Origin of the sequence: Micromonospora sp. NPDC048843 (assembly GCF_040649965.1) — a bacterium.
GTDB classification, from domain to species: Bacteria; Actinomycetota; Actinomycetes; order Mycobacteriales; family Micromonosporaceae; genus Micromonospora; species Micromonospora hortensis.
This window is the reverse complement of the sequence record NZ_JBEZGJ010000134.1, coordinates 1-20,538: the sequence shown is the minus strand read 5'-3', so window position 1 is coordinate 20,538 and position 20,538 is coordinate 1. Positions and strand designations below refer to the sequence as shown.

Genomic DNA, 20,538 nt, shown 5'->3' with positions numbered 1-20,538 from the left:
GTCGCGGCGTCCGTCGGGGGGCGGACGCCGCGACCGCGCGGGTCGGTCAGAACGCGTGGTACGCGATCAGCGGTTCGTACTCGTACCGCAGGTTCTCGAAGCGGACCCGGAAGTTGACGCCGTCCCGGACGTTTGTCGCCACCGTGATCCAGCCCGAGTTGGCCGGCAGGTAGGTCCAGTAGTTGCAGGCGCTCGTCTTGTCGACGAAGATCACGCACGCGTCGGTGGCGTACACGCTCGCGTTGCGCACGTTGATGTCGCGACAGCGCGTCGTGGTGCGGTACTGGCCGGCTGAGCCGCCGTACCGTCCGGTCTCGAAGTACGACCGGACCGCGCCGCCGTAGCAGGTGGCGAGCGGGGCGAACGCGTTCGGCCCGGAGCTGACCGGCGTGGTCGGTGTGGTCGGCTCCGCCCGCGCGGGCGTGCCGACGGAGAGTAGTGCGGTGGCCGTGGCGACGGCGAGCAGACGAGCGGTCGGGGATGGCATCCGTTCGTTCCTCCAAACAGTTGGCTGACCGTCCGTGTCGGACTGATCATCTGGCCGTGACGATGATACGTATCGATCGATCACCGCGCGGCCCCGGTGATGTCCGGCCCGTGTGGTAGCTCTGTAGGCATGTCCGAGGCCATGCTCAGCAAGGTGCGCAAGCTGTTGGCCCAGGCCGAGGACCCGGCCTGCACGCCCGCCGAGTCCGCCGCGTTCACCGCCAAGGCGACCGAGCTGATCGCCCGCTACGGCGTCGACAGGGCGCTGCTCGCCGCCCGGGACCCGACCACCGACCCGGTGGGCGATCGGGTGCTGGACGTCGTCGCCCCGTACGCCCGCGACAAGGTCGGCCTGCTCGCCGCCGTGGCCGAGCCGCTGCGCTGCCGCTGCGTACGCCGTCGGCAGGGCAACGGCTTCGCCCTGCACCTCTTCGGCTTCGCCAGTGACCTGGAACGGGTCGACCTGCTCTTCACCTCACTGCTCGTCCAGGCGGCGCACGGCCTGGCCGCCACCGAGGTGCCCGCGGACGACCACCCCGCCGCCTTCCGTCGCTCCTGGCTGGCCGGCTTCGCGGAGGTGGTCGGAGGTCGACTCTGGGCGGCCGAGTCGGCGGCGGCCAGCGAGTCGGGCGCACCGTCGATGGCACTGGTGCTGGCCGACCGATCCGACCGGGTGCAGCGCCGGCTCACCGAGGAGTACCCACGGCTGCGTACCGCACCGCCACGTCGGTTGGGCGGCACCGGCTTCGGTTCCGGGGCGGAGGCCGGCCAACGCGCGAACCTTGGTGGTCGGGACCTCGGCGGCGCCTCCGCCGGTCGGCGGCTCGGCCGGTGACCCGGCGGGTCGTCAGGCCGTCGTGCCGGGGCGGTGGCGCGACACAGTGGCGACGTAGCGGGTGAGCAACTCGTGCCAGCCAGCCGTGAGCGCCTTGCGGTAACCCTCGGCAGCCTCGCCGTGCCTGTCGAAGTGCCGGTGCTCCAGCTCGACCCGGGTGTGTTCCGGCCCCTCGGCATTGAACAGCACCTCGACCTCGCTCGCGCGGGCCGGGTCCGGCACCGGCGCCCGGTCGGGGCCGATCTGCCAGACGAAGACCAGCCGGCGAGGCGGATCCCAGGTGAGCACCCGGCCCCAGTCGGCGCGGAAACCGTACGGGCCCAACTCGTAGAGCATGCCGCCGGCCCGGGGCTCCATGCCCAGCTCGGCCAGCGCGTCCGGGCCGGACCAGGTGTATTCGGTGACCCACCAGTCGGTCAGCTCGTCGGTGAAGACCGCGAACGCGTGCTCGGGGGAGCCCGGGACGAGAAGGCTGCACCGGAGAGAGAACTGGCCGACGTCCTGCCGGATGTCGGCCGGATCAGTCAATTCCTGTCCCATAGGCCCGGACCATACCGGCTGATGCCTCGGTGTGCAGCTTCGTGCGGTGCCCGGTTCCAGACAGAGGGTCGTTGAGCCGTCACGGACGGGATGGCCCGCCGGAAAGCGGGTAACCGCGCCCAACAGCCCGGACGACCGGGCTGGTGTGCAGGTGGGGCGGGAGAGCATGAGCGACAGTGGGCAGCAGCGGGAGCCGGACCGGAACGTCGACAACGGGAACCCGGACGTCCTGCTCGACATTCCGAAGGTCTCCGTCGACTCCATCCGACTGGCGGTCGACGGCCTGGAGGCCGACCTGTCGCTGCGGGCCCGGGTGGCCAACCTGCTCCAGGTCGACGCCGGCGTACGGGTGCACCTCAACGGCGGCGAGTTGAACATCGACGGGGTCAACGCCGAGGCGCAGCTGCGGGTGCGGTTGGAGCAGCTGACCAGAATCCTGGGCCGCGCGCTCGACACGCTCGACCACAACCCGCACATCATCGATGCGCTCGCCCGCACGGCCGGCACCGCCGTCGACGACGTGAACCGCAGCGCCCAGCAGTTGGCCGCAGGCGCAGCGGAGGTCAAGGCATCGCGTCGACGCACGGACGACGTACGCGACGAACCGGGCGGGCAGGTCGGCGCGGCCAGCCCGGTGGCCGACCGCGACCGATTGGGTTCCGACCGGCCGGGTCCAGGTCGGCCATCGGGTTCTAGCCGCCCGGGTCTCGATCGCCCGGGTCTCGATCGCCCGGGTCTCGATCGCCCGGGTCTCGATCGCCCGGGTCTCGATCGCCCGGGTCTCGATCAGTCCGGCAGTGGCCGTCTGGGTTCTGATCGGCCGGATGCGGGTCGGTCTGGGGCTGGTTCGGTCGGCGCGGGACCGGGTGCTGGCGGCCCTGGGCCGCGAGCCGGCGGCGCAGGGCCGGCCGACCAGGCGCAGCCGCAGGGCCAGCAGCCGCAGGGCCAGCAGCCGCAGGGTCGGCAGTCGCAGGGCCAGCAGTCGGAGGGTCGGCGGCCTGAGGGGCCGCGTGGGCAGGGCCAGCAGTCGGAGGGTCGGCGGCCTGAGGGGCCGCGTGGCGCGGGTGACGGGGAGCACCCTGCGGCGGGCCGGAACCAGCAGCACCTCGGGGGATCGACGGGGCCAGCCGCCGGGGAGGTTGGCAACAAGACCGGCCAGTCGGCGGCGTCCGGGCCGAACCCCTCCGGGGATGGTGACGGTGGTCTGCCGGGCGCGGCGCAGGCTGCGGCGCAGAGCGCAGCCCAGTTCGCCGAGCAGGCGGGGGAGACGCTGCGAGAGGCCGGACGCAGCGTGTGGGAGGCGATCCAGGGCAGCGTGGCCCAGCATCGTCCGCAGGGTCGCCGCGACCACTGACGCCGCACGGTCGCGCGTCACGTCCGCCGCACGGTCGCGCGTCACGTCCGCCGCACGTTCGCGCGTCACGTCCACAGCGCTGCCCCGATGCGGGGGTGACCGCGGGCATGATCGACTCGGTTTCTTTGAACACGCGGTGTTGCGCCTGCTGGGACACCGCGACTTCAAGGAAGTCGTGTTGATCACGCCGGCCGGCGGGGGTCGATCACGCAGGCCGGGCAGGGGCTGGTCATTGAGACCGCGACCCGCAAGAGTCAGGTAGACCGCGACCCGCAAAAGCAAGATCCCCACCTGCGTTTCCGCTGGCGGGGACCTCTGTAGCCCGGCGAAAGGCTATGTGGCCAGGGGCGGGGTCGAACCGCCGACCTTCCGATTTTCAGTCGGACGCTCGTACCAACTGAGCTACCTGGCCGTGTCGCTCGGCTCATGTTACCCGGCAACCGGACGAACCGGCGGCAAGGCGACCTGCTCCGATACGCAGAACGCCGCGCGGGGCGCGGCGTCAGCGCTGCGGTCCTGACGGGACTTGAACCCGCGACCTCCGCCTTGACAGGGCGGCGAGCACTCCAACTGCTCCACAGGACCTAGCTTGTGTTGCTCCGGCTTGCGCCGGTCGTACCTTGCTCCGGCTTGCGCCGGTCGTGCCCCCAACGGGATTCGAACCCGTGCTACCGCCTTGAAAGGGCGGCGTCCTGGGCCGCTAGACGATGAGGGCGGCCCCGCCATCATTGCACATTCGCAACTTCAAGCGGACTTGCTCCCATCCGGCCCCGCCGGAGGCTTGGAAAGCATACGTGATGCTCCGTCGGTCGACAAAATCGGTGTCGGCAAGGGCTTGGGACGGGTCATAACCGCAGGTCAGAGCAGTTCTAGCGGAGTCGGGTGATGCCGAAGCGCTGCTTCAGGTCGGCGATCAACTTCGGGCACGCGGCGAGGGTCGCGGCCCGATTACCGCCTCCGTCGTGCAGAAGAACGATCGCACCGGGCCGGGTGGCGGCGTGGACACGCTTGCCGATCGTGGCCGCTGTTGGCTTGTCCCAGTCCTGCGGGTCGACCGACCAGTGCAGCGGGCGCATGCCGAGGTCCTTGGCCACCCCGATCACCTCCGACGTCCACCGGCCGCCGGGCTGCCGGTAGAACGACACCTTCGCGCCGGGAGCGGCCTTCTGGATGGCCTTGTTGGTGCGGTCCAGGTCGGCCCGGATCTCGCCGACAGGTCGACGGGCGATATCGAGGTCGTGACGCCAGCTGTGGTTGCAGAGCTGGTGTCCCTCCCGGACGATCCGCCGGACCAACTCCGGGTGACGCTGCACCTCGCGACCGACGACGCAGAAGGTCGCCGTCACCTTGGCGGCCTTCAGCTGGTCGAGCACCTTGGGTGTCCAGGCCGGGTTGGGCCCGTCGTCGAACGTCAGGGCCACCGGGCGTACGCCGGTGTTGCGCCCCAGGCCGGAGGGGAGCTTGGCCGGCAGCGGCCGCAGTGGCGGCTTGGCCGGCTTGGTGACGCTGGGGTGCGGTTTCGGGGTGGGTGGCGTGGTCGACTCCACCGGCCTTGGAGCGGCGGCGGGTGTGATGGTGCGGGTCGGCTGGGCGCAGCCGGACAGGAGCAGCGCCACGGCGAGGACGGACGCCAGGACGGCGCGGGCTTGCATCTGCTCGCTCCCGGAGGGTCGGGGTAGGCGGACCCGCCCGACGGTAGTTCACGCCGCGATCCAGCGACAGTGCGATCAATCACGCCTCGACTGGTCCAGGGAGTCGCGGACGGCGGCGGAGAGCGAGACCGCCTCGGCCAGGTCGACCGGCCGCACCACCCCGGCGGGCAGCGTGTCGGCTCGCCAGCCGGGGCCGGCGGCGAGCACCAGAAGTGGGCGCCGGGGCGCGGCGAGCAGCGCGCTGAGTTGGGTCGGGTCGGCGGTGGCCCGGGTGTGCGACCAGAGCACCACGGCGGCCGGTCCGGTCCGGTTGACCGCCTCGACGAGAGCGGCCACCGGCACCCGGGCGCCGAGCATCCGGTAGCTGACACCGGCCTCCGCGAGAGCTGCCGCCAACGCCTCCAGCGGCAGGGTGTGCTGCTCCTCGTCGGCGCAGGAGAGCAGGATCCGGGCCGGCCCGGTGGGGACGTTTGCCCGACTGGCCGCCGCGAGCGCCTCCGAGACGCAGCGGGACACCAGGTGTTCCACCTCGATCAGGCCGGCGGTGGCTGCGTGTCGTTCGCCGATGCCGGCGAGCACCGGGCGCAGCAGGCCCTCCCAGGTGGCGACGACCCCGCTGGCGGCCAGGGCGTGCGCGATCGTCTCGCTGATCGCCGCCGCGTCCAGTCGCATGGCGGCCCGGGCCAACCCGCGGGCCGCCGGACCGGCACGGCCGACCGGGATGGAGCCGCCGCCGTCACGGCCGGTCGGCTGGATCCGGACGGGGGCGACGGTGCCGGTGCCGTTGGGCATCGGGTCCGGTGCCTGGCGGGCCCAGCGGGCCGCCTCGGCGGGGCTCACCCCCTCGGCGGTGAGCCGGCGCATGATCTCGAGACGGGCCAGATCACTGGGTGTGTACCGGCGGTGGTGACCGGGGATGTGTTCGCTGGGCCCGAGCCCGTAGCGCTGGTGCCAGGTGCGGAGGGTCGTCACCGCGACCCCCAACCGACGTGCGACAGCGCCCGCGCTCAGCGCCTCATCGACCACCCGACCGCTCCGCCGTGTCATCCGCCGACGATCCGGGCGGCGTCATGGCCGGGCCGGTTGCTCCCGACCGGGACTCCGCGGGGCGTAGCAAGCGGTTCACCACCCCGCCCAGCCAGGGCGCGTACGACCGGGGGTCGAGCTTCAACTCGGCCTCCAGTGCGGCGGGGTCGGCCCACCGCAGCTCGGCCACCTCGTCCGGGTCGGGCAGCAGCGGAGCGCCGGGCAGGAACTCGCCGCGCAGTACGTGGTCGTACTCGAACTCGACCCGACCGGTCGCCGGGTCCTCGGCGTAGTAGACGTAGTTGCCGACCTCGGTCAGCTCGACCGGGCCCGCGCCCAGCTCCTCGCTCAGCCGTCGGTTGGCAGCCTCGGCGAGTGACTCCCCGGGTTGGGGGTGGCCGCAGCAGGAGTTGGCCCAGCGCAGCGGGAACCGGGTCTTGACGGCGGCCCGGCGCTGGAGCAGCACCTGGCCGTCCGGGTCCACCAGCAACACCGAGAAGGCCCGGTGCAACTGCCCCGGTGGTTGGTGCGCGGCCGCGACTGTCGTCTCGCCGTGGGCACTGCCGGTCTCGTCGACGAGCTCGACGAGGTGTTTCTCGCGGCTGCTCATCGGCCTTCCCCGGTGATCCGGCCGGCGGCGAGCTTGCCGGAGATGAGCACCATCGGTACGCCGACGCCGGGCTGGGTCCCGGAGCCGACGAAGACCACGTTCGGCAGGTCGCGGTGCAGGTTGGACGGGCGGAACGGGCCGGTCTGGAAGAGGGTGTGCGCGGCGGCGAACGGGGTGCCGGCGGCCATCCCCTGCTCCTCCCACTCGGCGGGGGTGATCGCCCGGAGCACCTCGACCCCGGCGCCGAAGCCGACGTAGCCGCGCTCCTCCAGGGTGCCGATCAGTTGGTCGGTGTAGCGCTGGGTCAGGTCGCCACGCCACTCGAACGGTGCCCGGTGCAGGTTGGGCACCGGGGCGAGCACGTAGTAGGTGTGTCGGTCCGGTGGTGCCACGGCGGGGTCGGTCCGGCTGGGGTTGGTCACCAGCAGCGATGGATCGGTCATCAGCTCACCCCGTCGGATGACCTCATCGAAGGTGCCCTTCCACGCGCGTCCGAAATGGATGTTGTGATGGGCGATCTTCGCATAGGCCTGTCGGGAGCCGACGTGCAGAACGACGCAGGACGGCGAGTAGGTGAGCCGGCGCTGCGGCGCGGCGGGGAGCAGGTCCCGGTAGGCGACCGGCAGGTCGGGGTTGAGCACCACCACGTCCGCCGGCACCAGGTCGCCGTCGGCGGTGAGCACGCCGGTGGCGCGACCGTTCACGGTCTCCACCCGGGTCACAGTGGTGTCGTACCGGATCTGCACGCCGTGCTTCTCGGCCGCGCCGGCCATCGCCCTGGAGACCGCGTGTATGCCGCCGCGTGGGAAGTAGACCCCGGCCACCGAGTCGAGATACGCGATGACCGCGTAGATGGCCAGCGCGTCGTGCGGGGCGAGGCCGGCGTACATCGCCTGGAAGGAGAAGATCCGCTGGGTACGCGGGTCCCGGAAGAACTGGTTGATCTTCGTCTGGAGGCGCCGGAAGGCCCCACCGCTGAGCAGCTTGAGCAGGTTGCCGGTGATCAGGTCGGTCGGTGCGTCCAGGTTGCGCTCGATGAAGTCGGTGCGCTCCAGCCGCCACAGCTCCCGCGCGTACTCGACGAACCGCAGGTAGCCGTCGGCCTCCCGGGGCCCGCAGACCCGGGAGATCTCGGCCGCCATCCGGGTGGTGTCGGTGAGCACGTCGAGGGTCGAGCCGTCCGGGTAGTACGCCCGGTAGGCGGGGTCGAGCGGGGTCAGGTCCAGCCAGTCGTGCAGCTCCTCGCCGACCGCGGCGAGTGCCTCGGCGATCAGGTCGGGCATGGTGAGCACTGTCGGGCCGGTGTCGAACTCGTAGCCGTCCACGCCGAGACGCCCGGCTCGCCCGCCGGGCACCGGCTCGCGCTCCAGCACTGTCACCTGTCGACCGCTGCCGGCCAGGTGCAGCGCGCAGGCGAGCCCGCCCAGCCCGGCACCGACGACCACCACCCGGTCCGTCCGTCCTGTCACCGTCCGCACGTGACCACCTCCTCGCTCAAGTCGCTCATCAGGCTCGCCGGTTGGCGGCGGCGGTGGCCAGCCCGGTCAACGCGGTCCGCGCCGTCTGGTCCACGGGTGCGGCGTCGAGCGCGGCCAGCGCGTCGCTGACCCGCTCGGCGATCATCTGCTCCACCCGGGTCACCGCGCCGGTCTCGGCGACCAGCGCGGCGAGCGTGTCGACCGGTCCGCCGCCGGCCCGCTCCAACGCCGTGAGCTGGGCCGGCGTGGCCAGCTCACGGGCCAGCATGAGCAGCGTGGTCGGCTTGCCGGTGCGGAGGTCGTCCCCGGCCGGCTTGCCGGTGGCCGCCGGGTCGCCGTAGACGCCGAGCAGGTCGTCGCGGAGCTGGAACGCTTCGCCGACAGCCAGGCCATAACGGGTGTACGCGGAGACCAGCGGGTCGTCGGCGGGCACTCCGGCCAGGCAGGCGCCGAAGAGTAGTGGTCGCTGGACGGTGTAGCTGGCGGTCTTGTAGCGGGCCACCCGCAGTGCGCGGTCGACCGACCAGCTGCCCGGGTCGTTCTCGCCGAGCACGTCCAGATACTGCCCGGCGACCGTCTCGACACGCATCTGGTCGTAGCAGCGGCGCACCTCGAAGAGTCGCGTCGACGGCACCGAGGCGTGGGCCAGCAACTGGTCGGCCCAGACCATGCAGAGGTCGCCGATGAGCACGGCGACGGCCTCACCGAATCGGCCGGGATCACCTCGGTGGCCGGCGGCGATGTGCTGTTCGGCGAGCGCGATGTGCGCTGTGGGCCGGCCGCGGCGGGTGGTGGACGCGTCCATCACGTCGTCGTGCACCAGCGCGAAGGTGTGCAGCAGTTCCAGCGCGGCCAGCGCGGGCAGCACGGGTGGCAGCGCCGCGGTGCCACCGACGGCCCCGCGCCACCCCCAGTAGGCGAACGTGGAGCGGATCCGCTTGCCGCCGGTCAGGACGGCCTCCCGCGCGGTGGCGGCGAAGCTGCCCATCGACGCGTCGATGTCGTTGAGGGTGTCGACCTCGGCGGTGAGGAAGGCGTCCAGGGTCTCGTCGACCGCCGTGACCAGATCGTGGGTATAAGCAGCCAGAACGGCGCGGACCGGATCGTCCCCGTCCCCCGGCCCTGTCGGCGCCACGCGGGTCACGTTGCCCGCAACTGCGTCGTTGGCCATGCGGCTGAGCGTACCCTAGGCTACGAGTTGCGTCGATTGGTGCGTCGATAATGGAGGAGGGCCGGTGGAAACTGATCTCACCGCTGCCTATGACCGGTGCCGTGAGCTGCACAAACGCCATGGCCGCACCTACTATCTCGCCACGCGCCTGCTCCCCGCTTGGAAACGACGACATGTGCACGCCCTCTACGGGTTCACGCGGTACGCGGACGAGATCGTCGACCGCACCGAGGACCTGCCGCCGGCCGAGCGGGCCGCCCTGCTGGATCGCTGGGCCAGCCAGTTCGTGGCCGGTCTGCACGGTGCGCCCGTCGACGACCCCCTGTTGCCGGCCGTGTTGCACACGATCGCCGTCTTCGATCTCGACCGGGACGACTTTGCGTCGTTTCTGAAGAGCATGGCGATGGACCTGACCGTCACGGCGTACCCGACCTACGACCACCTGCTCGACTACATGGAGGGTTCGGCGGCGGTCATCGGCACCATGATGCTGCCGATCCTGGGCAGCTCCGACCCGGTGGCGGCCCGGGAGCCGGCCCGGCAACTCGGCTTCGCCTTCCAGCTCACCAACTTCATCCGGGACGTCGCCGAGGACCTCGACCGGGGCCGCACCTACCTGCCGGACGAGGACATGGCGAAGTTCGGGGTCACCCGTGAGGAGTTGGCCGAGGCCCGCGCCCGGGGCCGCGTCACCTCACGGATCCGCGAGCTGATCGAGTACGAGGTGACCCGCGCCCAGGCGCACTACGCCGCCGCCGCACCGGGCATCACCATGCTGGCGCCCGCCTCGCAGGCCTGCATGCGCACCGCGTACGCCCTCTACGGCGGCATCCTCGACGAGGTGGCCGCGCAGGACTACGACGTCTTCGTCCGGCGTGCCCTGGTGCCGCAGCGGCGACGGATGGCGGTGGCCGCGCGGGCCCTGCTCAGCTCGACCGGTACGCCGGTCGTCATCCCCGGGCCGACGATCCAGCCGGAGAGCCGGTGACCGCGAGCACGGCGATCGTGCTCCTCACCCGCGACCTGCGGGTGCACGACCACCCGGCGCTGGCCACCACCTGCGCGGCCTTCGACCAGGTGGTGCCGCTGTACGTGCTCGACCCGGCGCTGGCCGACCTCTCCGCCAACCGCACCCGCTTCCTGCACCAGGCCCTCGCCGACCTGCGCGACCAGCTCCGTGAGCGCGGTGGCGACCTGGTGGTCCGGCACGGCGACCCGGTGGCCGAGACGATCCGGATTGCCGGCGAGGTCGGTGCCAGCGCCGTGGCGCTGTCGGCCGACGTCAGCCACTACGCCGTGCGGCGGGAGCGGCGACTACGCGCCGAGTGCGAGCGGCACCGACTGCACCTGCGAGTGTTTCCCGGGTTGACAGTGGTCGAGCCGGGCGCGTTGCGGCCCGGTGGCGGCGGCGACCACTACCGGGTGTTCAGCCCGTACCACAGGGCCTGGGCGGCCAACCGGTGGCGCGAGGAGTTGGCCGCGCCGCGCCGGATCGCGCTGCCCGATCGGGTACGCGTGGGCCGGCTGCCGGCGCTGCCGGCGGGCGACTCGCCGGACGCGGCCATCGGTGGCGAGCGGATCGCCCGGCAGCGGCTCACCGACTGGCTGCCCGACCTGACCCGGTACGGCGATCAGCACGACGACATGGCCGGCGACGACACCTCTCGGCTCAGCCCGTACCTGCGCTTCGGCTGCGTGTCGCCGCTGGCGGTGGCGAACCGCGCCGGCGACAGGTCCGGCCCGTTCGTCAGGCAGCTCTGCTGGCGGGACTTCTACTACCAGGTCACCGCCGCGTTCCCGGCGATCTCCACAGCGGCGTACCGGCGGGGTGCCACCGAACAGTGGCGCTACGACGACGACGCGTTGGCGGCCTGGACCGAGGGACGCACCGGGATGCCGATCGTCGACGCCGGGATGCGGCAGATGCTGGCACAGGGCTGGATGCACAACCGGGCCCGGCTGATCACCGCCGGCTACCTGACCAAGCACCTCGGGCAGGACTGGCGGTCCGGGGTTGCGGTGTTCTTCCGCTGGCTGCTCGACGGGGACGTGGCGAACAACTCCGGCAACTGGCAGTGGGTCGCCGGCACCGGCAACGACACGAAGCCCTACCGGGGGTTCAACCCGGTCCGGCAGGCCGAACGGTACGACCCGGACGGCGACTACGTGCGCCGGTGGGTGCCGGAGCTGGCGGGGGTGCAGGGCAAGGCCATCCACCAACCGTGGCGGCTGCCGGAGGCCCTGCGTCAGACGCTCGACTATCCACCGCCCCTCTCGGTCCCCGGCACCGACCCCGTCTGGCTGCGCTGATCAGAGCACCGAGTGCAACGCCTCGACCAGCTCGTCCACCCGGTCGTGCTCGGCGAGGTGCGCCGTGGCGTACGCGAAGGTGTAGCCCCGCTCGGGGTCGGCCCACGCGCTGCTGCCGCCGATGCCACCCATACCCCAACTGCCGTCCGGCTCCCGTTGCATGCCCAACGTCCAGCAGGCGTCGCGGTCCAGCACCAGGTCGGGCCCGTCGTACTGGACCCGTGTCGCCTCCGCTACCAGCTCGGGGCTGAACAGCCGAACCCCGTCCAGGACACCACCGGCCAGCAGGCCGGCGTAGAGCCGGGCCAGGCTGGGCGCTGTGGCGTGCAGGTTGACGGCGGGCATCTCGGCGCTCCGCCATAGCGGGTTGTTCAGCACGGCCAGGTCCAGCCCGCCGGCCGGGTTGCCCAGCGCCCGCGCCCGCAGCGAGCCCGGCTCGCCGAGCTTCCGGCTCGGCCATCCCGGGTCGCCGTACCGCAGGTCCGCGCTGCGCAGTTGGTCCGCCTCGGTCAACCCGAAGCCGAGGTCGAGCTGCCACCGGTCGGCGACCTCCTCGGCCAGGAACCGGCCCACCGACCGTCCGTCGACGCGGCGGACCAGCTCGCCCACCAGATGCCCGTACGTCCAGGCGTGTTCCCCGGCGACCGTGCCCGGCGCCCACTCGGGGTCGGCGGTGGCCAGGTCGCCGGTGAGCAGCGCCCAGTCGGCGATCGCGGCGGCCGGTCGGGGCACCGGGAAGGCCGGCAGCCCGGCGGTGTGCGACAGCACCTGACGCACCGTGGCGGGTGTGCGGAACTCCGGCCAGTACCGGGCCACCGGCGCGTCGAGATCGACGGTTCCCCAGTCGACGAGCAGCAACAGGCAGAGCGCGGCCACCGGCTTGCCGACCGAGTAGACGTTCACCAACGTGTCCGGCAGCCACGGCTCGCCGCCCGGCCCGTGGCCGCGGCGGGACCCGCCAGTCAGGTCCACTACCGGCTGCCCGTCGTACCAGATGGTCACTGCGGCGCCGGTTTCCCGGCCGGAGGCGAGCAGGTCGTGGAAGCAGTCCCGGACCGGAGCGAAGCGTGCGTGCATCCGGCCACGGTAGGCGTCCGGGCCGGTGCGCGTGCCGACTTTTCCGCCGACCCCGGTGGTTGGGGTGGTGTCGCTGGGGGATGCTGTTCGGTGTGGCGGAGCCGGAGCTGGTGGATGTGGTCGTGGTCGGGCTCGGGGTCGGCGGCGAGGAGGTGGCCGAGCGACTTGCCGAGGCCGGCCTGCGCGTCGTCGGCGTCGAACGGGATCTCGTTGGCGGGGAATGCCCGTACTGGGGCTGCATCCCGAGCAAGATGATGATCAGAGCCGCCAACGCGCTCGCCGAGGCACGCCGGGTCGACGGGCTCGCCGGGACGGCGCAGGTCCAGCCGGACTGGGCGCCGGTGGCGAAGCGGATCCGTGAGGAAGCCACCGACACCTGGGACGACACGGCCGCGGCCGAGCGGTTCGTCGGCAAGGGTGGCCGACTCGTGCGGGGCAGCGGTCGGCTCGACGGTCCGCGCCGGGTCCGCGTCGGTGACCAGGTGTTCGAGGCCCGACACGGGGTGGTGCTGGGCACCGGGACCCGACCGTCGGTGCCGCCGATCGACGGCCTGGCCGACACGCCGTACTGGACCAACCACCAGGCGATCGAGGTCGAGGAGCTGCCGCAGTCGCTGCTCGTGCTGGGTGGCGGCGCGATCGGCCTGGAGTTGGCGCAGGTCTTCGCCCGCTTCGGGGTGCGGGTCACAGTGGTCGAGGCGCTCGACCGGGTGCTGGCCATCGAGGAACCCGAGGCGTCCGAGGTCGCCGCCGCGGCGCTGCGCGCCGACGGCGTGGAGATCCACACCGGGGTACGCGCCGAACGGGTCGAGCACGACGGGACAAGGTTCACACTGCGCGGTGGCGGCGGCGCGGAGTTCACCGCCGACCGGCTGCTGGTGGTGACCGGGCGTAAGGCCCACCTCGCCGAGCTGGGTCTGGACACGATCGGCCTGGACGCCAGCCAGCGATACCTCCCTGTCGACGACCGTCTGCACGTCACCGACCACGTCTGGGCGGTCGGCGACATCACCGGCGAGGGCGCGTTCACGCACATCGCCATGTACCAGGCGGGGATCGTGATCGCCGACATCCTGGCCCGCGCCCGGCAGGCGAAGGCGGGGGCGGACGCCAGCGGCACCTCAAGCGTGGTCGGCGGGGCGATGGGAGCGTCCAGCTCACTGGCCGCCAGCGGGTCGAGCGGTTCGGCCGGCACCGTCCCGCGGGCCGACTACCGCGCGCTGCCCCGGGTGACCTTCACCGATCCCGAGATCGGCGCGGTCGGGCTCACCGAGCAGCAGGCCCGCGAACGCGGCATCAACGTGCAGGTGGGTTTCACCAAACTTGGCAGCTCGACCCGCGGCTGGATCCACCGGGTCGGCGACGACGGTTTCATCAAGCTCGTGGCGGACGCCGACCAGGGCGTGCTGATCGGCGCGACATCGGCCGGCCCGGCCGGCGGCGAGGTGCTGTCCGCGCTGGTGGTGGCGGTGCACGCGGCGGTGCCGCTGAGTCAGCTCCGGCACATGATCTACGCGTACCCGACCTTCCACAGGGCCATCGAAACCGCCCTACGTGACCTGTCCTAACCCCAGCCCCGCGCGGCGATCAAGCAGTGCGCCGGCAAACGCCGGCAATTTGCTGTTCATTTCTTTCATCCGGGTGACGTACGATTGCGACCGTGACCAAGCGGTTGACTGAAGTTGCCAAGAAGGCGGGCGTCAGCGAGGCCACCGTCAGCCGGGTGCTCAACGGCCGCGACGGGGTCTCCGAGGCGACCCGCACCGCAGTGCTCACGGCGCTGGACGTGCTCGGTTACGAGCGGCCGACCAAGCTGCGCGGCGAACGTGCCCGGCTGGTCGGGCTGGTGCTGCCCGAGTTGCAGAACCCGATCTTCCCGGCGCTGGCCGAGGTCGTCACCGGCACTCTCGCCCAGCGCGGCTACACCCCGGCGCTCTGCGCCCGGACCATCGGCGGTGTCTCCGAAATGGACTACGTGGAGATGCTCCTCGACCACCAGGTCTCCGGGGTGATCTTCGCTGGTGGCTCGTACGCGCTCGCCGACGCCAAACACGACCACTACCGGCGGCTGACCGACCGTGGGCTTCCGGTCGTGCTGGTCAACGCCGGTGTGGACGAGCTGGGTTTCCCCCGGGTCTCCACCGACGACGCGGTGGCGGTGGAGCAGGCGTACGGGCACCTGCGCTCGCTCGGGCACGAACGGATCGGCATGGTGCTCGGCCCGGAGGGGCATGTGCCGTCCCGGCGCAAGCTCGACGCGATGATGAAGGCCGCGGGCTGGGACGAGGGCGACGCCGAGTGCGTCGAGCGCTCCAGCTTCTCGATGGAGGGTGCGCGGGTCGCCGCGACGAAGTTGGTCGAGCGGGGCGTGACCGGCATCATCTGCGCCAGCGACGTGCTCGCGCTGGGCACGATTCGTGCGGCCCGGCGGCTGGGCCGTTCGGTGCCGGCCGACGTGTCGGTGGTGGGTTTCGACGACTCCGCCTTCATGACGTGCACCGATCCGCCGTTGACCACTGTGCGGCAGCCGATCGAGACGATGGGGCAGGCCGCCGTGGATCTGCTGGTCACCCAGATCGAGGGTGCCGGTGTCCTTCAGGACGAGCTGCTGTTCGAGCCGGAGTTGGTGGTGCGGGGTTCCACCGCTCCCGCCCCCGGCCGCTAGGCACCACACCGAACGACGCTTCGGCCGTCGACCGCCTCTCGCGGTCGGCGGCCGTTGTCGTCGTTGCTCGCCATCGTCGGCATCGACCGGGCCGAATGACCGGTCATAAGCTATCAATAGCCCGCAAGACGGGCTGCTTTCAGCGACTTGCCAACATCTGTCGTCATCACGTCGTGTCCTTTCGGAACAGGGTCGATACCTTGCCGAAATGAGTCGGCCTCGCTACAGTGACTCCACTCACACCTGGCTCCGACGCAGCTACTGGGCGTCAGGTCGTATCACCGCAGATCAGCGAAGGTCATTGGAGTCACCCGTTCCCGAAGGGATGGACAGATGTCCGTACCGCAATACCGAAAGGCTGCGGCGGTTGCGCTCGTGGCCGGCCTGGGGCTCAGCCTCACGGCATGCTCCACGAAGAGCGACGACAAGGGCTCGAACGCAGGCGGCAAGGTCACCATCACTGTCGACTGCCAGCCGGTCGGCGCCCAGAAAGAGCTGTTGAAGAACTGGAACGACGACGTCGCCGAGTTCCAGAAGCAGAACCCGGACATCACCATCAAGAGCGTCAGCGTCGGCGAGCAGTGCAACAACCCGCCGGACTTCACCGCCCGCCTCGCCGGCGGCACCGTGACCGACGTCTTCTACGGGTACATGACCGATCTCCAGCAGGTGCTCGACTCCGGTCAGGCGATGGACATCAGCCCGCACGTCAACAAGGACGCGATCGCGACCTGGGACAGCGTCGACCCGGCGCTGAAGGAGGTCTTCACCGACGGCGGCAAGCTCTACGCCGTTCCGGTGAAGAACTACTCGATGGGCCTGGTCTACAACAAGGCGCTGTTCCAGCAGGCCGGGCTGGACGTGAACAACCCGCCCAAGACCTGGGCCGAGGTCCGTACCGCCGCCAAGAAGATCTCCGCGCTCGGCAACGGCATCGCCGGCTACTCGGAGTACAGCGCCGGCAACACCGGCGGCTGGCACTTCACCTCCCTGCTCTACTCGCAGGGTGGCCAGGTGCTGACCGAGGACGGCAAGAAGGCCGACTTCAACAACGCCCAGGGCAAGCAGGTCCTGCAGAACCTCAAGGACATGCGGTACGGCGACAACAGCATGGGCGCCCGTCAGCTGCTCCAGTGGGGCGACCTGCTGACGAACGCCGGCGCGGGCAAGGTCGGCATGTTCATCGGCGCGCCGGACGCCACCCAGGCGATCGTCAGCCAGTTCCAGGGCAAGTTCCAGGACTGGGCGATGGCCCCGCTGCCCGGCCAGGACGGCGCGGCGAAGGGGACGCTCGGTGGTGGCGAGGGCTACTTCTTCAAGAAGGACCTCACTCCTGAGCAGGTCAAGGCCGGTCTGAAGTGGATCGCTTACCAGAAGCTCACCCCGGGCAAGGGCCAGTTCGACTACGTCCGGGCCAAGCCGCAGAACTACCCGGTGGGTCTGCCCCAGCCGCTGCTCTTCGCCAACGGCAGTGACGCGCAGAAGCAGGAGCTGGAGCTGCGCAAGGCGAACGCGAACGTCGACACGACGAACTTCGCGCTCTTCGAGGCGACCCCGGTGCCGATCAAGGGTGAGCCGCGCAACGCCCAGGCCGTCTACGCGGTGCTCGACGCCGCGATGTCGGGTGTGCTGACCAACCCGAACTCGAACATCGACGCACTGCTCAAGACCGCCGAGGAGAAGGTCAACCAGCTCCTCGCCGCCGAGAGCTGACCGATCGTGTGGGGGTCGGGACGCCGACCCGACCCCCACGCCACTCGCACCACATCTCGACGTCACGAACTCACCCAGGAGTTGCCTTGGCGATCACCACCGTCCCGGAGACCCCCAGGAAACCGGGCCGCCCGCCGTCGCCGTACTCGGCGAGGCCACAGCGCACCAGCCTCGGCCGCAAGGTACGGGACAACCTCACCGGTCACGCGTTCCTGATCGGGGCGGTGCTCTGCTTCGTCGTCTTCTCCTGGTACCCGATGGTTCGCGGCATCATCATGAGCTTCCAGCGGACCCGGCGCGGCGAGACCACCTGGGTGGGCTGGGACAACTACTCCCGCATCATCGCCGACCCCAGCTTCTGGACGGCCTGGCAGAACACCTTCTACTTCACAGTCCTGGCGCTGGCCCTCGGGTACGTGGTGCCGTTCTTCGTGGCGATCCTGCTCAACGAGTTCCGCCACGCCAAGGGGTACCTGCGGATCCTGGTCTACCTGCCGGTGATGCTGCCGCCGGCCTCGGCGCTGTTCCTCTTCAAGTTCTACGCGTACGACCCGAGCGAGGCCGGGCTCTTCAACGCGATCCTCAAGGCACTGCACCTGCCCACCTCGCAGTGGATGCAGTCGCCCGAGATGACGATGCCGGCCATGGTGCTCGCGTCGACCTGGATGAACATGGGCGGCGCGGTACTGATCTACCTGGCGTCGTTGCAGAACATCCCCGGTGAGCTCTACGAGGCGGCGGAGCTCGACGGCGCCGGGATCTGGCGCCGGATCGTCCACGTGACGATCCCGCAGACCCGGTTGATCCTCGCGCTCCTGGCGATGTTGCAGATCGTCGCCACCATGCAGCTCTTCATCGAGCCACTCATCCTCGCCAACGGCGCGGGTGCGGAGGACTCGGCGACCTCGGTGGCGTACCTCATCTACCAGCACGGGTTCTTCCAGAACGACCTCAACGGCGCCGCCGCCCTGGGCGTGATCATGCTCGTGGTGCTGGCCGGCTTCTCCGCCGTGTACGTGCGGCTGACTGCGAAACAGGACTAGGACGGCGAGGAATGGCACAGGATTCCGGAACCCGGACCCTCATCTCCCACTCCCAGCTCAGCCGGGGGCGCGGCCGGGTCATCTACTGGACGCTGCTGGTAGTGGTCGTGGCGGGGTTCACGCTCGTCTTCCTCGGACCGCTCTACTGGATGGTCACCGGCGCGCTCAAGTCCGGCCAGGAGATCGCCCAGACCCCACCGTCGCTGTTCCCGAAGGATCCGCAGCCGCAGAACTACGTCGACGCGTGGAACAACCTGGCTCTCGCCAAGCTGCTGTTCAACACCTTCTACTACGCGATCGGCGCGGTGCTGTTCCAACTGGTCTTCGACACCGCCGCCGCGTACTCGCTCTCCAAGCTTCGACCGATCTTCGGCAACGTGATCCTCGCCCTGATGCTGGGGACGCTGATGATCCCGGCGATGGTCCTCATCGTTCCGCAGTACGTGACGGTGATCGACCTGCCGATCGTGCACATCAACCTGCTGGACTCACCGTTCGCGATCTGGTTGCCCCTGGTCGCGAACGCGTTCAACATCTTCCTGTTGAAGCGGTTCTTCGACTCGATCCCCGAGGAGTTGATGGCGGCGGCCCTGATGGACGGGGCGTCGTCGCTGCGCACGCTCTGGTCGATCATCCTGCCGCTGTCGCGCCCGATCCTCGGCGTCGTCTCGATCTTCGCCGTGACGGCGGTCTGGAAGGACTTCCTCTGGCCGAAGCTGGTCATGCCGTCGCCCGAGACCCGGACGGTCAGCGTCGGCATCTACGCCTTCGCGGGTGGCACGCCGATGAACGTGGTGATCGCCGCGTCGGTAATCGCCGCGATCCCGACTGTCATCATCTTCTTGATCTTCCAGCGGAACATCATGTCCGGTCTGACCACGGGCAGCATCAAGGGATAGCGACCACCGGTCCTCCCGCGCGGCGAACAACGACCGTTCGCCCGACACATAACCAGGTCCGGCGAACCCGCCGACGTACTGACGCAGAAAGCAGGTGCTCGTGTCCACAGCTGACAGAAGTCCGTGGTGGCGTGGAGCCGTGATCTACCAGGTGTATCCCCGGAGCTTCGCCGACGGTAACGGCGACGGCATCGGTGACATCGCCGGCATCCGGTCCCGGCTGAACCACCTGTCCGCGCTCGGCGTCGACGCGATCTGGTTCAGCCCCTGGTACCCGTCCCCGATGGCCGACGCGGGCTACGACGTCTCCGACTACCGGGACATCGACCCGGTCTTCGGCACCCTGGCCGAGGTGGAGGCGCTGATCGCCGAGGCGCACGCGCTGGGCATTCGGACCATCGTCGACGTGGTGCCCAACCACTGCTCCGACGCGCACCCCTGGTTCCAGGCCGCGCTCGCCGGCGGCCCCGGCGCGCCCGAACGGGACCTGTTCTGGTTCCGACCCGGCCGGGGGCCCAACGGCGACGAACGACCCACCGACTGGATCGGCGAGTTCGGCGGCGAGACCTGGACCCGCACCACCAACCCGGACGGCACCCCCGGTGACTGGTACCTGCACCTGTTCGCCCCCCAGCAGCCGGACTTCAACTGGGACCACCCCCGGGTGCGGGAGGAGTTCGAGGACATCCTGCGGTTCTGGTTCGACCGGGGTGTGGACGGCATCCGGATCGACTCGGCCGGGCTCCTGGTCAAGGACGGGACGCTGCCCGAGGTCCGCGAGGACGAGCCGCATCCGTTCCACGACCTCGACGGCGTACACGACATCTACCGGGGCTGGCGTCGCGTCGCCGACGAGTACGCCGACCGGGCGCTGATCGGTGAGGTGTGGCTGCCGGACCGGCAGCGGTTCGCCAACTACCTACGCCCGGACGAGCTGCACGCCGCGTTCAACTTCGACTTCCTCGGCTGCGCCTGGGACGCCGCGGCCCTGCGAGAGAGCATCGACGGGACGCTGAGCGCGCACGCGCCGGTCAACGCGCCGGCCACCTGGGTGCTCTCGAACCACGACGTCACCCGGCACGTCACCCGCTACGGTCGCGCGGACACCCGGTTCAGCTTCGCCGCCAAACGCGAGGGGACCCCCACCGACCTGGAGCTGGGCACCCGCCGGGCCCGCGCCGCAGCGCTGCTCTCGCTGTCGCTGCCCGGCGCCGCCTACGTCTATCAGGGCGAGGAGCTGGGCCTCTACGAGGTCGAGGACATCCCGTACGCGATGCGGCAGGACCCCATGTGGGAGCGGTCCGGCCGGATCGACCCCGGTCGGGACGGCTGCCGCGTACCGCTGCCGTGGGCCGGGGACGAGCCGCCGTTCGAGTTCAGCCCCGCTGGTGCCGCGGCGCCGTGGCTGCCGCAGCCGGCCGACTGGAAGGACCGGACGGCCAGCGCGCAGACCGGCGACTCGGCCTCGATGCTGGAGCTGTACCGGGCGGCGATCCAGGCCCGAAAGGCCGACCCGGCGCTCGGTGACGGCGAGCTGACCTGGTTGCCCGCCCCGGACGGGGTGCTGGCGTTCCACCGCGGCGGCCAGGTTGTCGCCGATCAGCCCAGCGATCTGGCCCTGGGTCAGCGCCCCGCTGGTCAGCACGGGCTCATCGACCACCCCGGACCACCACTCCACG

The 20,538-nt window shown here is 70.8% G+C and carries 18 protein-coding genes and 3 tRNA genes; 10 read left to right on the top strand and 11 right to left on the bottom strand.

Going from position 1 to position 20,538, the window contains the following annotated elements:
- Window positions 1-46 precede the first annotated feature (46 nt).
- The gene (locus AB0C20_RS26305; RefSeq protein ID WP_357179185.1) at window positions 47-487 is read right to left on the bottom strand and encodes a hypothetical protein; all 441 of its coding nucleotides are present in this window, start codon (window positions 485-487) and stop codon (window positions 47-49) included.
- Window positions 488-616: 129 nt separating this feature from the next.
- Between AB0C20_RS26305 and AB0C20_RS26300 the strand changes: the two genes are divergently transcribed.
- A complete protein-coding gene (locus AB0C20_RS26300; protein ID WP_357179188.1) occupies window positions 617-1,321 on the top strand; it encodes a DUF2786 domain-containing protein in 705 nt (234 codons plus the stop codon).
- Window positions 1,322-1,333: 12 nt separating this feature from the next.
- Here the strand turns inward: AB0C20_RS26300 and AB0C20_RS26295 are convergent, their stop codons facing one another.
- Entirely contained in the window at window positions 1,334-1,861 is a 528-nt protein-coding gene (locus AB0C20_RS26295; protein WP_357179192.1) for an SRPBCC family protein, read from the bottom strand.
- Between the two features lie 166 nt (window positions 1,862-2,027).
- Here AB0C20_RS26295 and AB0C20_RS26290 point away from each other — a divergent pair, with 166 nt between their 5' ends.
- Window positions 2,028-3,215: a hypothetical protein gene (locus AB0C20_RS26290; RefSeq protein WP_357568954.1), complete on the top strand. Its 1,188-nt coding sequence runs from the start codon at window positions 2,028-2,030 to the stop codon at window positions 3,213-3,215.
- Between the two features lie 338 nt (window positions 3,216-3,553).
- On the opposite strand, the gene AB0C20_RS26285 is transcribed toward AB0C20_RS26290, so the two are convergent.
- The 8 genes from AB0C20_RS26285 to AB0C20_RS26250 all read right to left on the bottom strand — a co-directional run bounded on the left by AB0C20_RS26285 (window position 3,554) and on the right by AB0C20_RS26250 (window position 9,152).
- Window positions 3,554-3,627, bottom strand: a tRNA-Phe gene (locus AB0C20_RS26285).
- 99 nt (window positions 3,628-3,726) lie between these two features.
- Window positions 3,727-3,800: transfer RNA gene (locus tag AB0C20_RS26280), tRNA-Asp, on the bottom strand.
- Between the two features lie 57 nt (window positions 3,801-3,857).
- A tRNA-Glu gene (locus AB0C20_RS26275) sits at window positions 3,858-3,930 on the bottom strand.
- 154 nt (window positions 3,931-4,084) lie between these two features.
- Window positions 4,085-4,867: a polysaccharide deacetylase family protein gene (locus AB0C20_RS26270; RefSeq protein WP_357568953.1), complete on the bottom strand. Its 783-nt coding sequence runs from the start codon at window positions 4,865-4,867 to the stop codon at window positions 4,085-4,087.
- Window positions 4,868-4,942: 75 nt separating this feature from the next.
- Window positions 4,943-5,893 (bottom strand): MerR family transcriptional regulator, encoded by a 951-nt coding sequence (locus AB0C20_RS26265; protein ID WP_357179520.1) that lies wholly within the window; start codon window positions 5,891-5,893, stop codon window positions 4,943-4,945.
- Window positions 5,883-6,503 (bottom strand): isopentenyl-diphosphate Delta-isomerase, encoded by a 621-nt coding sequence (gene idi, locus AB0C20_RS26260; RefSeq protein WP_357568952.1) that lies wholly within the window; start codon window positions 6,501-6,503, stop codon window positions 5,883-5,885. The genes AB0C20_RS26265 and idi overlap by 11 nt, the downstream gene beginning before the upstream one ends.
- Window positions 6,500-7,981, bottom strand: coding sequence for a phytoene desaturase family protein (gene crtI, locus AB0C20_RS26255; protein ID WP_357568951.1), 1,482 nt, complete (start codon window positions 7,979-7,981; stop codon window positions 6,500-6,502). The genes idi and crtI overlap by 4 nt, the downstream gene beginning before the upstream one ends.
- A 28-nt stretch (window positions 7,982-8,009) precedes the next feature.
- Complete coding sequence (locus tag AB0C20_RS26250) at window positions 8,010-9,152, bottom strand: polyprenyl synthetase family protein (protein ID WP_357568950.1); 1,143 nt, start codon at window positions 9,150-9,152, stop codon at window positions 8,010-8,012.
- Between the two features lie 64 nt (window positions 9,153-9,216).
- On the opposite strand from AB0C20_RS26250, the gene AB0C20_RS26245 reads away from it, so the two are divergent.
- Both AB0C20_RS26245 and AB0C20_RS26240 read left to right on the top strand, forming a co-directional pair.
- Window positions 9,217-10,140 (top strand): phytoene/squalene synthase family protein, encoded by a 924-nt coding sequence (locus tag AB0C20_RS26245; protein WP_357179210.1) that lies wholly within the window; start codon window positions 9,217-9,219, stop codon window positions 10,138-10,140.
- Window positions 10,137-11,462 (top strand): deoxyribodipyrimidine photo-lyase, encoded by a 1,326-nt coding sequence (locus AB0C20_RS26240; RefSeq protein ID WP_357568949.1) that lies wholly within the window; start codon window positions 10,137-10,139, stop codon window positions 11,460-11,462. The genes AB0C20_RS26245 and AB0C20_RS26240 overlap by 4 nt, the downstream gene beginning before the upstream one ends.
- Here AB0C20_RS26240 and AB0C20_RS26235 read toward each other — a convergent pair whose 3' ends face one another.
- A complete protein-coding gene (locus tag AB0C20_RS26235; RefSeq protein WP_357179215.1) occupies window positions 11,463-12,539 on the bottom strand; it encodes a serine hydrolase domain-containing protein in 1,077 nt (358 codons plus the stop codon). It abuts the gene before it with no gap.
- Between the two features lie 80 nt (window positions 12,540-12,619).
- Between AB0C20_RS26235 and AB0C20_RS26230 the strand changes: the two genes are divergently transcribed.
- From AB0C20_RS26230 to AB0C20_RS26205, 6 genes are all read left to right on the top strand, one after another.
- Window positions 12,620-14,107, top strand: a complete 1,488-nt coding sequence (locus AB0C20_RS26230; protein ID WP_357568948.1) for an NAD(P)/FAD-dependent oxidoreductase — start codon at window positions 12,620-12,622, stop codon at window positions 14,105-14,107.
- 92 nt (window positions 14,108-14,199) lie between these two features.
- Window positions 14,200-15,204 (top strand): LacI family DNA-binding transcriptional regulator, encoded by a 1,005-nt coding sequence (locus tag AB0C20_RS26225; RefSeq protein ID WP_112586239.1) that lies wholly within the window; start codon window positions 14,200-14,202, stop codon window positions 15,202-15,204.
- Between the two features lie 333 nt (window positions 15,205-15,537).
- Entirely contained in the window at window positions 15,538-16,917 is a 1,380-nt protein-coding gene (locus tag AB0C20_RS26220) for an extracellular solute-binding protein (RefSeq protein ID WP_357179223.1), read from the top strand.
- Window positions 16,918-17,003: 86 nt separating this feature from the next.
- Window positions 17,004-17,960, top strand: a complete 957-nt coding sequence (locus tag AB0C20_RS26215) for a sugar ABC transporter permease (protein ID WP_112586243.1) — start codon at window positions 17,004-17,006, stop codon at window positions 17,958-17,960.
- Window positions 17,961-17,971: 11 nt separating this feature from the next.
- Window positions 17,972-18,859, top strand: coding sequence for a carbohydrate ABC transporter permease (locus AB0C20_RS26210; protein WP_357568947.1), 888 nt, complete (start codon window positions 17,972-17,974; stop codon window positions 18,857-18,859).
- Window positions 18,860-18,998: 139 nt separating this feature from the next.
- Window positions 18,999-20,538: glycoside hydrolase family 13 protein (locus AB0C20_RS26205; RefSeq protein ID WP_357568946.1), on the top strand; the 1,540-nt coding region annotated here is incomplete at its 3' end.

Excerpts from the sequence above, each read along its gene's own strand:
- AB0C20_RS26305 (WP_357179185.1), bottom strand. The coding sequence starts at position 487 with ATGCCATCCCCGACCGCTCGTCTGCTCGCCGTCGCCACGGCCACCGCA.
- AB0C20_RS26300 (WP_357179188.1), top strand. The coding sequence starts at position 617 with ATGTCCGAGGCCATGCTCAGCAAGGTGCGCAAGCTGTTGGCCCAGGCC.
- AB0C20_RS26295 (WP_357179192.1), bottom strand. The coding sequence starts at position 1,861 with ATGGGACAGGAATTGACTGATCCGGCCGACATCCGGCAGGACGTCGGC.
- AB0C20_RS26290 (WP_357568954.1), top strand. The coding sequence starts at position 2,028 with ATGAGCGACAGTGGGCAGCAGCGGGAGCCGGACCGGAACGTCGACAAC.
- AB0C20_RS26270 (WP_357568953.1), bottom strand. The coding sequence starts at position 4,867 with ATGCAAGCCCGCGCCGTCCTGGCGTCCGTCCTCGCCGTGGCGCTGCTC.
- idi (WP_357568952.1), bottom strand. The coding sequence starts at position 6,503 with ATGAGCAGCCGCGAGAAACACCTCGTCGAGCTCGTCGACGAGACCGGC.
- AB0C20_RS26250 (WP_357568950.1), bottom strand. The coding sequence starts at position 9,152 with ATGGCCAACGACGCAGTTGCGGGCAACGTGACCCGCGTGGCGCCGACA.
- AB0C20_RS26235 (WP_357179215.1), bottom strand. The coding sequence starts at position 12,539 with ATGCACGCACGCTTCGCTCCGGTCCGGGACTGCTTCCACGACCTGCTC.
- AB0C20_RS26230 (WP_357568948.1), top strand. The coding sequence starts at position 12,620 with ATGCTGTTCGGTGTGGCGGAGCCGGAGCTGGTGGATGTGGTCGTGGTC.
- AB0C20_RS26220 (WP_357179223.1), top strand. The coding sequence starts at position 15,538 with ATGTCCGTACCGCAATACCGAAAGGCTGCGGCGGTTGCGCTCGTGGCC.
- AB0C20_RS26210 (WP_357568947.1), top strand. The coding sequence starts at position 17,972 with ATGGCACAGGATTCCGGAACCCGGACCCTCATCTCCCACTCCCAGCTC.